Annotated in this window: 15 protein-coding genes; 8 read left to right on the forward strand and 7 right to left on the reverse strand. The window is 56.8% G+C overall.

Going from position 1 to position 15,620, the window contains the following annotated elements:
• Window positions 1–84 precede the first annotated feature (84 nt).
• Both lplA and ACQG0T_RS03290 read right to left on the reverse strand, forming a co-directional pair.
• A complete protein-coding gene (gene lplA, locus ACQG0T_RS03285; protein ID WP_023295895.1) occupies window positions 85–1,101 on the reverse strand; it encodes a lipoate--protein ligase LplA in 1,017 nt (338 codons plus the stop codon).
• A 39-nt stretch (window positions 1,102–1,140) separates the two neighbouring features.
• The gene (locus ACQG0T_RS03290) at window positions 1,141–1,785 is read right to left on the reverse strand and encodes a YtjB family periplasmic protein (RefSeq protein ID WP_015572615.1); all 645 of its coding nucleotides are present in this window, start codon (window positions 1,783–1,785) and stop codon (window positions 1,141–1,143) included.
• A gap of 117 nt (window positions 1,786–1,902) precedes the next feature.
• On the opposite strand from ACQG0T_RS03290, the gene serB reads away from it, so the two are divergent.
• The 3 genes from serB to nadR all read left to right on the forward strand — a co-directional run bounded on the left by serB (window position 1,903) and on the right by nadR (window position 5,600).
• Window positions 1,903–2,871 (forward strand): phosphoserine phosphatase, encoded by a 969-nt coding sequence (gene serB / locus ACQG0T_RS03295; protein ID WP_003856524.1) that lies wholly within the window; start codon window positions 1,903–1,905, stop codon window positions 2,869–2,871.
• Window positions 2,872–2,946: 75 nt separating this feature from the next.
• Window positions 2,947–4,332, forward strand: coding sequence for a DNA repair protein RadA (gene radA / locus ACQG0T_RS03300; RefSeq protein ID WP_017383829.1), 1,386 nt, complete (start codon window positions 2,947–2,949; stop codon window positions 4,330–4,332).
• Between the two features lie 35 nt (window positions 4,333–4,367).
• Complete coding sequence (nadR, locus tag ACQG0T_RS03305) at window positions 4,368–5,600, forward strand: multifunctional transcriptional regulator/nicotinamide-nucleotide adenylyltransferase/ribosylnicotinamide kinase NadR (RefSeq protein ID WP_015572616.1); 1,233 nt, start codon at window positions 4,368–4,370, stop codon at window positions 5,598–5,600.
• An 83-nt stretch (window positions 5,601–5,683) separates the two neighbouring features.
• On the opposite strand, the gene ACQG0T_RS03310 is transcribed toward nadR, so the two are convergent.
• Window positions 5,684–6,685, reverse strand: a complete 1,002-nt coding sequence (locus tag ACQG0T_RS03310) for a zinc-binding alcohol dehydrogenase family protein (RefSeq protein WP_086626104.1) — start codon at window positions 6,683–6,685, stop codon at window positions 5,684–5,686.
• A gap of 108 nt (window positions 6,686–6,793) precedes the next feature.
• On the opposite strand from ACQG0T_RS03310, the gene ACQG0T_RS03315 reads away from it, so the two are divergent.
• Window positions 6,794–7,693: a LysR family transcriptional regulator gene (locus tag ACQG0T_RS03315; protein ID WP_015572618.1), complete on the forward strand. Its 900-nt coding sequence runs from the start codon at window positions 6,794–6,796 to the stop codon at window positions 7,691–7,693.
• 128 nt (window positions 7,694–7,821) lie between these two features.
• Here ACQG0T_RS03315 and ettA read toward each other — a convergent pair whose 3' ends face one another.
• On the reverse strand, window positions 7,822–9,489 hold the full coding sequence (ettA, locus tag ACQG0T_RS03320) for an energy-dependent translational throttle protein EttA (RefSeq protein ID WP_006810191.1): 1,668 nt from the start codon (window positions 9,487–9,489) through the stop codon (window positions 7,822–7,824).
• 226 nt (window positions 9,490–9,715) lie between these two features.
• On the opposite strand from ettA, the gene sltY reads away from it, so the two are divergent.
• The gene (gene sltY, locus ACQG0T_RS03325; RefSeq protein ID WP_017694548.1) at window positions 9,716–11,653 is read left to right on the forward strand and encodes a murein transglycosylase; all 1,938 of its coding nucleotides are present in this window, start codon (window positions 9,716–9,718) and stop codon (window positions 11,651–11,653) included.
• Between the two features lie 55 nt (window positions 11,654–11,708).
• Complete coding sequence (gene trpR / locus ACQG0T_RS03330; protein ID WP_003856511.1) at window positions 11,709–12,038, forward strand: trp operon repressor; 330 nt, start codon at window positions 11,709–11,711, stop codon at window positions 12,036–12,038.
• A 27-nt stretch (window positions 12,039–12,065) separates the two neighbouring features.
• On the opposite strand, the gene yjjX is transcribed toward trpR, so the two are convergent.
• The gene (gene yjjX / locus ACQG0T_RS03335; RefSeq protein ID WP_015572619.1) at window positions 12,066–12,581 is read right to left on the reverse strand and encodes an inosine/xanthosine triphosphatase; all 516 of its coding nucleotides are present in this window, start codon (window positions 12,579–12,581) and stop codon (window positions 12,066–12,068) included.
• 48 nt (window positions 12,582–12,629) lie between these two features.
• Between yjjX and gpmB the strand changes: the two genes are divergently transcribed.
• Window positions 12,630–13,277 carry a 2,3-diphosphoglycerate-dependent phosphoglycerate mutase GpmB gene (gpmB, locus tag ACQG0T_RS03340; protein ID WP_006810187.1) on the forward strand — a complete coding sequence of 216 codons (648 nt, stop codon included), beginning with the start codon at window positions 12,630–12,632 and terminating at the stop codon, window positions 13,275–13,277.
• Here the strand turns inward: gpmB and robA are convergent.
• Window positions 13,274–14,143 (reverse strand): MDR efflux pump AcrAB transcriptional activator RobA, encoded by an 870-nt coding sequence (gene robA, locus ACQG0T_RS03345; RefSeq protein WP_015572620.1) that lies wholly within the window; start codon window positions 14,141–14,143, stop codon window positions 13,274–13,276. The two genes, gpmB and robA, sit on opposite strands and share 4 nt — an antisense overlap.
• Window positions 14,144–14,357: 214 nt before the next feature.
• On the opposite strand from robA, the gene creA reads away from it, so the two are divergent.
• Entirely contained in the window at window positions 14,358–14,828 is a 471-nt protein-coding gene (gene creA, locus ACQG0T_RS03350) for a protein CreA (RefSeq protein ID WP_032103047.1), read from the forward strand.
• Window positions 14,829–14,876: 48 nt separating this feature from the next.
• Here creA and arcA read toward each other — a convergent pair whose 3' ends face one another.
• Window positions 14,877–15,593, reverse strand: coding sequence for a two-component system response regulator ArcA (gene arcA, locus ACQG0T_RS03355; protein WP_003856501.1), 717 nt, complete (start codon window positions 15,591–15,593; stop codon window positions 14,877–14,879).
• Window positions 15,594–15,620: the final 27 nt, after the last annotated feature.

A 15,620-nucleotide genomic window follows, 5' to 3' on the forward strand; every position in this document is an offset into this window, starting at 1 on the left:
ACCTGTTGTGCCGGGTGGCGGCTTCGCCTGACCCGGCCAGCGGTTTTCCAGGCCCGCTAAGCAGAGCGCCAGCGGGCTTTTTTATTAGCGTACTGCCTGCGCAATCCACGCCGATAACTCCCGCAACTCTTGTTCCTGTTCCGGAAAATCAACACGTAACGCGTCACACTCCTGTTGCAGCATATCTGCCCGATAGAGACAGCCCTGCAAACGTGCAGCCAGCGCTTCTAACGGTGCCGGATTAAGACTATCCGTAAATACCTGGGTACGAGAGATATGGCCTTTCTCGACGTCAAAGTGCAGCTCAACGCCGCCCCAGGTAAATCGCTCATCCAGCAGGTGTGAAAACGCCGGTGCCTGACCGAAATTCCACTCCCAGCTGCTCTGGCGGGCGAAGGTTTCCGCGAAGTTTGGCAGATCCGGGGTTTTATCCGGAGAAATCACCTCGGCTTCTACGCGTTCACCGTAATGCCTGAAAAAGGCCTCGCGGATCGCATCGCAAATGTGTTCATGGGTAATCCCCGGCAGGAGCTCCACCAGATTCGCCACGCGACCGCGCACGGAGGTAATGCCTTTGGCCTGGAGCTTTTTCTTGTCCGGATTCAGATAGTTTGCCAGACGGCTCAGATCGGCATTCAGCAATAATGTGCCGTGGTGGAATCCGCGATCCATCGTTTCGCGGTAGGCTGAGCCTGACACTTTCCGGTCGCCTTCAGGCGTTTTCACGACCAGATCGTTACGTCCCGAGGCTTCAGCCGTCACGCCGAGTGAATTGAGCGCGTTAAGCACAATGGAGGTCGAGATGGTTTTGTCGTATTCCGGCTTGCCCGCCATAAAGGTAAAGCAGGTGTTGCCCAGATCGTGAAACACCGCACCGCCGCCGCTGCTGCGGCGCGCCAGGCGGACGTTGTCCTCTTCCATACGGCGGGTGTTACACTCTTTCCACGGATTTTGCGCGCGACCAATAACGACCGTATCGGCGTTGCGCCAGAGAAACAGGACGCGCTGGGTGGCAGGCATCTGGCGGAAGATGCACTCTTCCACCGCCAGGTTAAACCAGGGATCGTAAGAGTCAGAGATTAGCAGGCGTAACGTCGACATGGCAGAGTTCCTTTTCCGAATCATCCGCCTACTTTATCACTATTCTTTCTTCTCGCTCTCTTCCTCTTCGGGAACCGACTTGCTGGCGGTTAACAGGAACGGCGACTGCTGCCAGCGGGTGCGTTTGCCCTGGAGCAGCGTGCGCGCCAGTACCACGCCAATCGCCAGCGAGAGCAGCAGCATCAGGCGCAAAATATTGGTGGTGTTATCCACCTGTTTGGCTTCGGTTGGCAGGGTGTGGGTGTCGAGTGTCAGACGTAAATAGCCGAGCGGACCATTCTTGCCCTGAATGGGTTCGACGATTTGTTGGTTGAAATAACCACCGGCTTTTTTGCCATCCAGCGCCAGCCTGTCACGCACGTCGACATGCTCACCCGCGCGGGCAATCAGGTCGCCCTGTTCATCGTACACGCCTGCATCCAGAATGCGGCTGTTTTCCGTAAGCTGGCGCAATACCTGGGCTATTCGCTTATCATCCGGCGTTTCGGTGCGCATAGACGGCGCAACGTTGAGCGTCACCTGGCGCGCCAGCGTCCGGGCCAGTTCCTCAAACTGCGGGTTACGCTGTCGTTGGTGATTCTGGCTAAACCAGGATGCCCCCTGCATCAGCGCCACTAATAGCGCGAGACAGATCAGGACAATCACGGCGCGATGAAGCCGGAATTTCAGTTTTGCGCGAGCCATATTCCACCTGCTTAAAATTTACGGCTTAATGTTGCCAGAAGTGATGGTTACAGGGTAGCCTCATGCGTTATTTTCCCTCTGGAACCTTCCGGCGCGAACGAAATTACAGGAGCTTCAATGCCGAACATTACCTGGTGCGACCTGCCAACGGATGTCTCTTTATGGCCAGGATTGCCGCTCTCTTTAAGTGGCGATGAGGTGATGCCTCTCGATTACCACGCTGGCCGTAGCGGCTGGCTGCTGTACGGACGCGGCCTGGATAAGCAACGCCTCACCCAGTATCAAACCAAACTGGGCGCAGCGATGGTCATCGTTGCGGCCTGGTGCGTGGAAGATTATCAGGTTATTCGCCTGGCGGGTTCCCTGACGCAGCGCGCCACGCGTCTGGCGCACGACGCCGGGCTGGACGTTGCCCCCCTCGGCAAAATTCCGCACCTGAAAACGCCCGGCCTGCTGGTAATGGACATGGACTCCACCGCCATTCAGATCGAATGTATTGACGAGATTGCTAAACTGGCGGGCAGCGGCGAGCTGGTGGCGGAAGTCACCGAGCGCGCGATGCGCGGCGAGCTGGATTTCACCGCCAGCCTGAGACAGCGCGTGGCGACCCTGAAGGGGGCCGATGCTAACATTTTGCGTCAGGTGCGCGATGAACTGCCCCTGATGCCTGGGCTGACGCAGCTGGTGCTCAAGCTGGAGACGCTCGGCTGGAAAGTGGCGATTGCCTCCGGCGGGTTCACCTTCTTTGCCGACTACCTGCGTGACAAGCTGCGTCTGACCACCGTGGTGGCAAACGAGCTGGAGATCATGGACGGCAAACTCACCGGACAGGTCATCGGCGACATCGTGGATGCGCAGTACAAAGCCAATACGCTGACGCGTCTGGCGGAGAAATATGCCATTCCGGTCGAGCAGACCGTCGCCATCGGCGATGGCGCGAACGATCTGCCGATGATCAAAGTTGCCGGGCTGGGTATTGCCTACCATGCCAAGCCGAAAGTGAATGAAAAGACGGAAGTCACTATCCGTCATGCTGATCTGATGGGGGTGTTCTGCATTCTCTCCGGCAGCATTAATCAAAAATAGCGGCTTGCTTTTGTAGGCCGGGTAAGCGTCAGCGCCACCCGGCGCGCAGACCGCACAGAAATAACGAGGTAAACCGTGGCGAAAGCTCCAAAACGCGCATTTGTCTGTAATGAATGTGGTGCGGATTATCCGCGCTGGCAGGGGCAATGCAGCGCCTGTCATGCCTGGAACACCATCACCGAAGTGCGTGGTGTGGCGGCTTCGCCGAGCGTGGCCCGCAATGAACGGCTGAGCGGCTATGCGGGCAATGCAGGCGTGTCGAAGGTACAAAAACTTTCGGATATCAGCCTGGAAGCGCTGCCGCGCTTTTCCACCGGATTCAAAGAATTTGACCGCGTGCTCGGCGGTGGCGTAGTGCCGGGCAGCGCCATTCTGATCGGCGGTAACCCGGGCGCGGGTAAATCGACCCTGCTGCTGCAAACGCTCTGCAAGCTAGCCGAACAGATGAAAACCCTGTACGTCACGGGGGAAGAATCACTTCAGCAGGTGGCGATGCGCGCGCACCGCCTCGGCCTGCCGACCGGCAATCTGAATATGCTTTCGGAAACCAGCATCGAGCAGATCTGCATGATTGCCGAAGAAGAGCAGCCGAAGCTGATGGTGATTGACTCCATTCAGGTGATGCATATGGCTGACATTCAGTCGTCACCAGGAAGCGTGGCGCAGGTGCGTGAAACCGCGGCCTACCTGACGCGCTTTGCCAAAACGCGCGGCGTGGCGATTGTGATGGTTGGTCATGTGACCAAAGACGGCTCGCTGGCGGGACCGAAAGTGCTTGAACACTGTATCGACTGCTCGGTGATGCTCGATGGCGATGCGGATTCCCGTTTTCGTACCCTGCGCAGCCATAAAAACCGCTTTGGCGCGGTGAATGAGCTGGGCGTGTTTGCCATGACCGAGCAGGGGCTTCGCGAAGTCAGCAACCCGTCGGCCATCTTCCTGAGCCGTGGCGACGAGATCACGTCCGGTAGTTCGGTGATGGTGCTGTGGGAGGGGACGCGTCCGCTGCTGGTTGAAATTCAGGCGCTGGTGGATCAATCGATGATGGGCAACCCGCGGCGCGTGGCGGTCGGTCTGGAACAGAACCGCCTGGCGATCCTGCTGGCGGTGCTGCACCGTCACGGCGGTCTGCAAATGGCGGATCAGGATGTGTTCGTCAACGTGGTTGGTGGGGTGAAGGTTACGGAAACCAGCGCGGACCTGGCGCTGCTGCTGGCAATGGTCTCCAGCCTGCGCGACAGACCGTTGCCGCAGGATCTGGTGGTATTTGGTGAGGTAGGGTTGGCCGGCGAGATCCGCCCGGTGCCGAGCGGTCAGGAGCGTATCTCCGAAGCGGCAAAACATGGCTTCCGCCGCGCGATTGTTCCGGCCGCCAACGTGCCGAAAAAAATTCCGGAAGGGATGCAGGTTTTTGGCGTTAAAAAACTTGCAGATGCGTTAAATGTCTTTGACGACTTATAATTACGTATTCGATTTTGCAGGAGGCACCGTAATTTATGTCATCATTTGACTACATCAAGACCGCTATCCGCCAGAAGGGCTGCACGTTGCAGCAGGTGGCGGACGCCAGCGGCATGACCAAGGGCTACCTGAGCCAACTGCTGAACGCCAAAATCAAAAGCCCCAGCGCGCAGAAGCTGGAAGCGCTGCACCGTTTTCTGGGGCTTGAATTTCCGCGGATGCAAAAGAACATTGGCGTGGTGTTCGGTAAGTTCTACCCGCTGCATACCGGGCATATCTATCTGATCCAGCGCGCCTGTAGCCAGGTCGACGAACTGCATATCATCATGGGTTATGATGAAACCCGCGATCGCCAGCTGTTTGAAGACAGCGCCATGTCGCAGCAGCCCACCGTGCCGGACCGCCTGCGCTGGCTGCTTCAGACCTTTAAATATCAGAAAAATATTCGTATTCATGCCTTTAACGAAGAGGGCATGGAGCCGTATCCGCACGGCTGGGACGTGTGGAGCAACGGCATCAAAGCGTTTATGGAAGAGAAGGGCATTGCGCCTAACTGGATCTACACCTCTGAAGAGTCCGACGCGCCGCAGTTCCGTGAGCATCTGGGCATTGAGACGGTGCTGATCGATCCTAAACGCACCTTCATGAACATCAGCGGGGCGCAGATCCGCGAGAACCCGTTCCGTTACTGGGACTACATCCCGACCGAGGTGAAGCCGTTCTTCGTGCGTACGGTGGCGATCCTCGGCGGCGAGTCGAGCGGGAAATCGACGCTGGTAAATAAGCTGGCTAACATCTTCAATACCACCAGTGCGTGGGAGTATGGCCGCGATTACGTCTTCTCACACCTTGGCGGCGACGAGATGGCGTTGCAGTATTCCGACTACGATAAAATCGCGCTCGGTCATGCCCAGTACATTGATTTCGCGGTGAAATACGCCAATAAAGTTGCCTTTATTGATACCGATTTCGTCACCACGCAGGCGTTCTGCAAAAAGTACGAAGGGCGCGAGCACCCGTTTGTGCAGGCGCTGATTGACGAATACCGCTTTGACCTGGTGATCCTGCTGGAAAACAACACCCCGTGGGTGGCCGACGGCATGCGCAGCCTGGGCAGCTCGGTGGACAGGAGGGAGTTCCAGACCATGCTGGTAGAGATGCTTAACGAGAACAACGTTGAGTTTGTACATGTGGAAGAGTCGGACTACGACTCCCGCTTCCTGCGCTGCGTCGAGCTGGTGAAGGAGATGATGGGGGAGCAGGGTTAATAACTTTCCCTCTCCCACCAGGAGAGGGGGCTTTAATCGCCCTCTCCCTTTGGGAGAGGGCCGGGGTGAGGGAATCAGTCCACTCAATACTCAACCACCACCTTCCCACGCATATGCCCCTCCAGCACCCTGCGGTGCGCTTCGGTAATGCTTTCCACGCTTAGCCCGTGCAGCGTTTCGCTGAGCGAGCTTTCCACCACGCCGTTATCCACCAGCTTCGCCACCTCATCTAAAATCTCACCCTGACGCGCCATATCCGCAGTCTGGTACATGCTGCGGGTGTACATAAACTCCCAGTGCAGGGCGGCAGATTTGGACTTCAGCTTGTCCTGGTTCAGCGGATGCGCGTTTTCAACGATGGAACAAATGTCTCCCTGAGGGGCAATCAGATCGCTGACCGCATCCCAGTGCCCGTCGGTATCGTTGAGGATAAAAATGTAATCCACAAAGGTGAGCCCCTGTTTCGCCAGTTCTCCCTTCAGGTCGCGGTAATTTACAACAATGTCAGCCCCGCGATCGCGACACCACCGGGCGGAATCTTCTCGTGAAGCGGTTGCGACGATCTTCACCTTGCTGTTGTGCTTCGCAAACGGGATCGCCAGCGATCCGACTCCACCCGCGCCGCCAATTATCAGCAGCGTTTTATCTGCGTCGGCATCCTGAATCTTCAGCCGTTCAAACAGGCCTTCCCACGCGGTGAGCGCCGTCAGCGGCAGTGCAGCCGCGGCGGCCCAGTCAAGGCTTGCAGGCTTGTGCCCGACAATGCGCGCATCGATCAGCTGATGCGTAGTATTGCTGCCCGGGCGGGTGATATCCCCCGCGTACCACACTTCGTCACCCGGTTTGAATCCGGTGACGCCAGCCCCAACGGCTTTTACGATCCCGCTGGCATCCCACCCGAGAATGCGCGGCTCCTTCAGTCCGCTTTTGGCAATGCCTGCATGTACCTTGGTGTCCACCGGGTTTACGGAGACGGCTTTTACCTCCACCAGCAGATCGTGTTCACCGGGCTGCGGCATCGGCGGAGTGATTTCAACGAAGGTGGACGGATTTTCCGGGTTAACGGCAATGGCTTTCACTGACATGGTGTGCTCCTCAATGGCATGCGTTTTGTTGAGGCTAGTCTATTAAGTGGTCAGCTGCATGATAAGATGGACAATCCAGAACTCAGCGTTCGTACAGGGTGAACAATCATGTTTAAACAGCTTCAGGATATGGCGCTGTTTGCGCTGGTGGCCGAGATGGGCAGCTTTACCGCGGCGGCGCAGAAGGCGGAACTGCCGAAATCCAGCGTCAGCCAGCGGATTAGCCAGCTGGAGCAACAGGTGGGGATCCGTCTGTTGAATCGCACCACGCGCAGAATAAGCCTGACGTTTGCGGGCGAACACTATCTGGTGCACTGTCGTGAAATGCTGGCGGCCAGCGAGCGCGCGGAGTATGCCATTCAGCGGCTGCGCGAAAACCCCAGCGGGCGGCTGCGGATCACCTGTCCGGCGGGAATTGGCGCGACGCTGCTGGCGCATATGAATGCGGAGTTCCAGCTTCGCTATCCGGACGTGTCGCTGGATGTGTCGATCTCAGACGACGTGGTGGATCTGGTCGAGTCTGGCTTTGACGTGGCGCTGCGCACCGGCAAACCGCAGGATTCTTCCCTGATTGGCCGCATGATTGGGCACTGTCCGCGCTACATGCTGGCCTCGCCCCACTATCTGGCGCGTCGGGCGCCGTTAATCCATCCCCGACAGCTGGTGGAGCACCGCTGCATTACGCACCGGGCATGGTCGGAGTGGCTTCTGCGAAGCGAGAGTGAGGATTATCGGTATCTGCCGGATAACGCCCATATGACCGATAACCTGGTGTACGCCCGGGAATGCGCCATTGCCGGGGCGGGGATCACGCTGTTACCCGCATTCTTGCTGGAAGATAAGATCGAAAAGGGCGCGCTGGTGAAGGTGCTGCCGGCGTGGAGCGTTGAGGGAAACGATCTCTGGCTGGCCTACCCGAGCCGTAAGCTCAATTCGCCTGCGCTGATGAGCTATATCGACTTTGCGATGCAGTTTGATGAGGTGAAGCGGTATTACGTGGGCAAATAAAAAAGCCGGGTGGCGGCTTCGCCTTACCCGGCCTACACACTGTGCGGCCTGATGCCCTCACCCTGGCCCTCTCCCACGGGGAGAGGTTACAAACATAAAAAACGGCAACCGAAGTTGCCGTTTTGCTTTTATTTCGCAATACGCTTGTACTTAATACGCTTCGGCTCCAGCGCGTCTGCGCCCAGCGTGCGTTTCTTGTACTCTTCGTATTCGGTGAAGTTACCTTCGAAGAACTCCACCTTACCTTCGTCCTGGTAGTCCAGGATGTGGGTTGCGATGCGGTCCAGGAACCAGCGGTCGTGCGAGATAACCATCGCGCAGCCCGGGAACTCCAGCAGGGCGTTTTCCAGCGCGCGCAGGGTTTCGATGTCCAGGTCGTTGGTAGGTTCATCAAGCAGCAGAACGTTGCCGCCAACCTGGAGCAGCTTCGCCAGGTGCAGACGACCGCGCTCACCGCCGGACAGCTCGCCCACGCGTTTGCCCTGGTCAGTGCCCTTAAAGTTAAAGCGGCCAACGTAAGCGCGGCTTGGCATCTCGGTGTTGCCGATACGCATGATATCCAGACCGCCGGAAACCTCTTCCCACACGGTTTTGCTGTTGTCCATTGCGTCGCGGAACTGGTCCACGGAAGCCAGCTTCACGGTTTCACCCAGGGTGATAGAGCCGCTGTCAGGCTGTTCCTGACCGGACATCATGCGGAACAGGGTTGATTTACCTGCGCCGTTCGGACCGATGATGCCAACGATAGCGCCTTTCGGCACGGAGAAGGTCAGGTCGTCGATCAGCAGACGGTCGCCGTAGGACTTACGCAGGTTGGTCACTTCAACCACTTTATCCCCCAGACGTGCGCCAGGTGGAATAAACAGTTCGTTGGTTTCGTTACGTTTCTGGTATTCAGTGTTGTTCAGCTCTTCGAAGCGTGCCAGACGGGCTTTGCCCTTGGACTGACGGCCTTTCGCGCCCTGACGCACCCACTCCAGCTCTTTCTCGATAGACTTACGACGCGCCGCTTCCTGAGATGCTTCCTGCGCCAGACGCTGATCTTTCTGCTCCAGCCAGGAGGAGTAATTGCCTTCCCACGGAATACCTTCGCCGCGGTCCAGCTCCAGGATCCAGCCTGCAACGTTGTCGAGGAAGTAACGGTCGTGAGTAATCGCCACCACGGTGCCTTCGAAGTCGTGCAGGAAGCGCTCCAGCCACGCCACGGATTCCGCATCCAGGTGGTTGGTAGGTTCGTCGAGCAGCAGCATGTCTGGTTTTTCCAGCAGCAGGCGGCACAGCGCCACGCGGCGGCGTTCACCACCGGACAGGTTAGCGATTTTCGCATCCCAGTCTGGCAGACGCAGGGCATCGGCCGCGCGCTCCAGCTGCACGTTCAGGTTATGACCGTCGTGCGCCTGGATAATCTCTTCATATTTGCCCTGCTGAGCGGCCAGTTTGTCGAAGTCCGCATCCGGCTCGGCGTATTTGGCATACACTTCATCCAGACCTTTCAGGGCGTTAACCACCTCGGATACCGCTTCTTCAACGGATTCACGCACGGTGTGTTCCGGGTTCAGCTGGGGTTCCTGCGGCAGGTAGCCGATCTTAATGCCAGGCTGCGGACGGGCTTCACCTTCGATGTCTGTATCGATGCCGGCCATGATGCGCAGCAGGGTGGACTTACCGGCACCGTTGAGACCCAGAACACCGATTTTTGCGCCCGGGAAGAAGCTCAGCGAGATATTTTTAAGAATATGACGTTTCGGCGGGACAACTTTGCCGACACGATGCATGGTATAAACGAATTGAGCCACGTTGGACTTCGCCTCTTTTATCGTGATGAGAATGAATTTCAGCCTCGAAGTGTAGCCTTTTTCACGCCCTAATCCCAGCCAGGAACGTCGGGAGTGTTAAAACGCGCAAGAAAGGTAAAAAAGTGTCCATGACGTGGCGCGTTGTGGGATGCCTGGTTAGCATAAGTTGATGTAACTTTGACGTGGCAAGACGCTGCAACTGACGAAAAACAATGAGGAAGAGCTTGTGGAAAAAGCCAAACGGGTGGTCTGGCGTCTGCTGGCTGCCAGCGTATGCGTAATGGCGGTAAGCCAGGCGGTGCATGCCGATTCACTGGATGAACAACGTAACCGCTATGCCCAGATTAAACAGGCATGGGACAACAAGCAGATGGATACCGTGCAGGCGCTGATGCCGACGCTGAAGGATTATCCGCTGTATCCATATCTTGAGTATCGTCAGATCACGGACGATCTCATGAATCAACCGACCGTCACCGTGAATAACTTCATTCAGGCGAACCCGACCCTGCCGCCTGCGCGCACCCTGAAGTCCCGGTTTGTGAACGAGCTGGCCCGTCGCGAAGACTGGCGCGGCCTGCTGGCTTTCAGCCCGGATAAACCGGGCGCGACGGAAGCGCAGTGTAATTACTACTATGCGAAATGGGCGACCGGTCAGCAGGAGGAAGCCTGGACCGGCGCGAAAGAGCTGTGGCTGACGGGCAAAAGCCAGCCAAACGCCTGTGACCCGCTGTTCAGCGCCTGGCGCGCCTCGGGCAAGCAGGATCCGCTCTCTTACCTGGAACGTATTCGCCTGGCGATGAAGGCCGGAAACACCCGGCTGGTCACCGTGCTGGCGGGCCAGATGCCCGCAGATTATCAGACCATTGCGTCTGCCGTTATCAGTCTTGCAAACGATCCCAATACCGTGCTGACGTTTGCGCGTACTACCGGCGCGACCGATTTTACCCGCCAGATGGCGGCGGTGGCCTTTGCCAGCGTGGCGCGTGATGATGTGGAAAACGCCCGGCTGATGATCCCGCAGCTGGTGCAGGCCCAGCAGCTTAATGACGATCAAACTCAGGAGCTGCGCGATATCGTGGCATGGCGACTGATGGGGACAGATGTCACCGACGAACAGGCGCGCTGGCGTGATGATGCGGTGATGCGTTCAAACTCTGTCTCGCTGGTGGAGCGTCGCGTGCGCATGGCGCTGGGAACGGGCGATCGTCGTGGCCTCAATACCTGGCTGGCGCGTCTGCCGATGGATGCCAAAGAGAAAGATGAATGGCGTTACTGGCAGGCGGACATGCTGCTCGAACGTGGTCGTGAAGATGAAGCCAAAGAGATCCTCCACTCCCTGATGCAGCAGCGCGGATTCTACCCGATGGCGGCGGCGCAGCGTCTGGGCGAGGAGTACACCCTGAAGATCGACAAAGCGCCAGCCAACGCGAACCCGGCGCTGACGCAGGGGCCGGAAATGGCGCGCGTGCGCGAGCTGATGTACTGGAATCTGGATAATACCGCGCGCAGCGAATGGGCGAATCTGGTCACCAGCCGTACCACCGATGAGAAAGCGCAGCTTGCCCGCTATGCATTTGATAATCGCTGGTGGGATCTGAGCGTGCAGGCGACGATCGCCGGCAAACTGTGGGATCATCTCGAAGAGCGTTTCCCGCTGGCTTATAAGGATCTGTTCGATCGCTACACCAGCGGCAAAGATATTCCGCAAAGCTACGCGATGGCCATTGCCCGTCAGGAGAGCGCCTGGAACCCGAAAGTGCGTTCTCCGGTGGGTGCCAGCGGCCTGATGCAGATTATGCCGGGTACCGCGACGCACACGGTGAAGATGTTTAATATTCCAGGCTACAGCAGCCCGTCCCAGCTGCTGGATCCGGAGACTAACATCAACATCGGTACCAGCTACTTGCAGTACGTCTATCAGCAGTTCGGTAATAACCGTATCTTCGCGTCAGCGGCGTACAACGCCGGGCCTGGCCGCGTGCGGACATGGCTTGGCAACAGCGCAGGGCGCATCGACGCCGTGGCGTTTGTCGAGAGCATTCCGTTCTCGGAAACGCGCGGCTATGTGAAGAATGTGCTGGCTTATGACGCCTACTATCGCTACTTCATGGGGCAGAAAGATACCCTGATGAGCGATGCCGAGTGGCAGAGACGTTACTGATCGGCGCGGGTTGTGTTATGCTGTACTCGCTAATGAGTACAAGAGGCAGCATAACATGACCCAGCATTCCCCGTATTCCTCGGCCATGGCCGAACAGCGTCATCAGGAGTGGCTTCGTTTTGTGGAGTTGCTCCGCCAGTCTTACGACAAAGATCTGCATTTACCGTTGCTACAGCTGATGCTGACGCCCGATGAACGCGAAGCGCTGGGCACGCGGGTACGCATTATTGAGGAACTGCTGCGCGGCGAAATGAGCCAGCGCGAGCTGAAAAACGAGCTGGGCGCGGGTATCGCGACCATCACCCGGGGTTCAAACAGCCTGAAGTCGGCGCCGGTTGAACTGCGTCAGTGGCTGGAAGCCGTATTGCTGAAAAACGCCGGATGACGGCTTCGGCTTATCCGGCCTGCAAACTTAACGATAAATCGCGTTATGAAACGGACTTAACGCCAGAATAACGGCCTGGTGGTAAACGCCTGAACGCGTAAGCTTGCCACCCGTAAAGACGCCAATCGCCCCCTCTTTACGACCAATTTCATCAATGCCGGTGTAGTGCGACATTACCGGCCCCAGCGCCTCACCCGCGCGGACTTTCTCCAGTATGACTTCCGGCAGCGGCAGCGTGGCAGAACGCGCTTCGCCGCGCTGCTCACGGCTTTCGATGACAACCCAGCTGAAGGTCGCCCCTTCGTCGATGCCTGCTTCAATCGCGACCCAGAAGTCAGCGTCTGGCGCGGCGGCTTTTGCATTCGCCACGCGATTTCGTGCGCCAGCGCGTGTTTCCTCGCTGCCAAACGGCTGTTCCGGCACACCGCTCTCGACGCCGACGGCGTCAATATGGCAGGATCCTTCGCCGAAGATCTCTTCAAATGCCCTTAGAATTGCCTGAATTTTGGCAGGATTGGTGGTAGCAGAGACAACATGGTGCATAATTAAGCTCGATTTAAAAAATTCATCGCAGTATAACGGAAAAAAAGCATGTTACAGGTATACCTTGTTCGCCACGGTGAAACGCAGTGGAACGCCGAGCGACGTATTCAAGGCCAGTCAGACAGTCCTCTCACCGACAAAGGTGTGCAGCAAGCGTGGCAGGTGGCGGAGCGCGCCAGAACGCTGGGTATCACTCACGTCATCTCCAGTGATTTAGGCCGCACGCAGCAGACGGCACGCATCATCGCCGATGCCTGTGGCTGCGACGTGACCCTCGAACCGCGTCTGCGCGAGCTGGATATGGGCGTGCTGGAAAAACGTCCTATCGATACGCTGACGGAAACCGAAGAAGGCTGGCGCCGCACGCTGGTGAACGGCACTGAAGATGGTCGCATCCCTGAAGGGGAATCCATGCAGGAGCTGAGCGTGCGCATGCATGCCGCGCTGGCCGAGTGCCTGAAACTCCCGGCAGGTAGCCGACCGCTGCTGGTAAGCCACGGTATCGCGCTGGGTTGCCTGGTGAGCACCATTCTGGGACTGCCGGCTTACGCCGAACGCCGTTTGCGTCTGCGCAACTGTTCCATTTCCCGTATCGACTATCAGGAAAGTGCCTGGCTGGCATCGGGGTGGGTAGTTGAGATGGCAGGGGACATTTCGCATCTTGATGCCCCTGCTCTGGACGAATTGCAGCGTTAACGACGTACCGGAATCAGGAATTCCATACGCAGATTGATAGGGCCTTCTTCCGGTTTAGCATCTTGCGCCGGATAGTAGCGCTCAATGTCCTGACCTTTACGGCGATTCAGATTCAGCATCGGCATGCAGGTCCCGTAAACGGTCAGGATGAACTCCTGAACGCCCGTTCCTAAACCTTCGTATGAGAACATCACATACTCGCCGCCTTCCAGCACGACAGGCTTCGAGCCATGAATGTAACCGTTCGCCATGTCAGGCGTCAGCGCCGTGGTATAGAACACCTCCTGCTCGTCGTCTTTTTCCTGGCTGGGATGCGTTTCGTTCAGGCCATACAGAATCGGCGGGAGCGCCGGAGCATGGCTTAAAAATTCGCGCCAGAACTGAACGCGCATCTGATGGCGGAACTCGGAGATCTGCTCCAGGGAACAGGAGTAGCTCTGCGTGGTGCCGACCAGGTGCGTTTCCGGCAGGGTGATGATTTCATATTTTGGCATCGCAAACTCGCCCAGACGCAGCGGCGGACGCATACCAAAGGAGCTCCAGTCCGGCGAGCGGCGATAAAGCGCTGGCGTTAACGAGAACTGTTTTTTAAAGGCGCGGGTGAAGGTTTGCTGTGAATCGAAGCGATATTGCAGGGCAATATCCAGGATTGGTCGCGCGGTCAGGCGCAACGCGACAGCAGACTTTGATAAACGACGTGCGCGAATATAGGCACCGATAGCATGACCGGTGACATCCTTGAACATCCTTTGCAGATGCCACTTGGAATAGCCTGCTTTTGCCGCCACATTATCCAGTGACAAAGGCTGGTCGAGATGACCTTCCAGCCAGGTGAGCAGGTCGCGAATAATTCCAGCCTGATCCATATACTATCCTCATCCTTAAAACTGCCGCAGGTACCTGTTTACAGGTTAGCGGATAATAGCATTTTTTGACGTTTTAGCATTCAGTGTTTTTTTTGCGCATAAATGCTTTTTGTAGTGATTTATGTGCGGATATATTCTAATCCTGTGATCTTGCTACATTTTTATCTAACCTGTTGAATAATCGCTCAGCGTAATTTTTATGAATGGTAACAATATGAAATACAAGGTTTTAGTCTTTACAGCACTGGCGCTGATGGCAGGGCGCGTGGCACAGGCGGAGCAAATTGGCTCCGTGGATACTGTGTTTAAAATGTTTGGGCCGGACCACAAAATTGTGGTGGAAGCCTTTGACGATCCGGACGTTAAAAACGTCACCTGCTATGTCAGCCGGGCAAAGACCGGCGGGATTAAAGGCGGCCTGGGGCTGGCTGAAGACACGTCTGACGCGGCCATCTCCTGCCAGCAGGTTGGCCCGGTGGAATTGAGTGACAAAATCAAAAACGGCAAAGCGCAGGGCGACGTCGTATTCCAGAAACGGACCTCGCTGGTGTTCAAAAAGCTACAGGTGGTCCGTTTTTATGACGCGAAGCGTAACACCTTGGCTTATCTGGCTTATTCCGACAAAGTCGTGGACGGCTCACCGAAAAACGCGATAAGCGCGGTACCGATTATGCCGTGGCATTGATAAAAAAAACGGCGCAAATGCGCCGTTTTTTACTGCGTGACGGGAGAATTACTCCTGGAGGTCACCGCAGAAACGATAGCCTTCACCATGGATCGTGGCGATGATTTCCGGCGTATCCGGCGTAGATTCGAAGTGCTTACGAATACGACGGATGGTTACGTCAACGGTACGATCGTGTGGCTTCAACTCACGACCGGTCATTTTCTTCAGCAGTTCTGCACGGGACTGAATCTTGCCCGGGTTCTCGCAGAAGTGCAGCATCGCGCGGAATTCACTGCGCGGCAGTTTGTACTGCTCACCGTTCGGGCTAATCAGCGAACGGCTATTGATATCAAGTTCCCAGCCGTTGAATTTGTAGCTGTCGACGCTACGACGCTCTTCACTTACCGTACCCAGATTCATGGTGCGGGACAGCAGGTTGCGTGCACGAATGGTTAACTCGCGAGGGTTGAACGGCTTGGTGATGTAGTCATCCGCGCCGATTTCCAGACCAAGAATTTTATCAACCTCGTTGTCACGGCCCGTCAGGAACATCAACGCGACGTTCGCCTGTTCACGCAGTTCGCGCGCCAGAAGAAGCCCGTTTTTGCCCGGCAGGTTGATATCCATAATCACCAGGTTGATATCATTTTCAGAAAGGATCTGATGCATCTCTGCGCCATCGGTCGCTTCAAAGACATCGTAGCCTTCTGCTTCGAAAATGCTCTTTAACGTGTTGCGTGTTACCAACTCGTCTTCAACGATAAGAATGTGCGGGGTCTGCATGTTTGCTACCTAAATTGCCAACTAAAT

The sequence above is a fragment of the Enterobacter cloacae complex sp. 302F9 genome, assembly GCF_050030335.1.
GTDB classification, from domain to species: Bacteria; Pseudomonadota; Gammaproteobacteria; order Enterobacterales; family Enterobacteriaceae; genus Enterobacter; species Enterobacter hormaechei_C.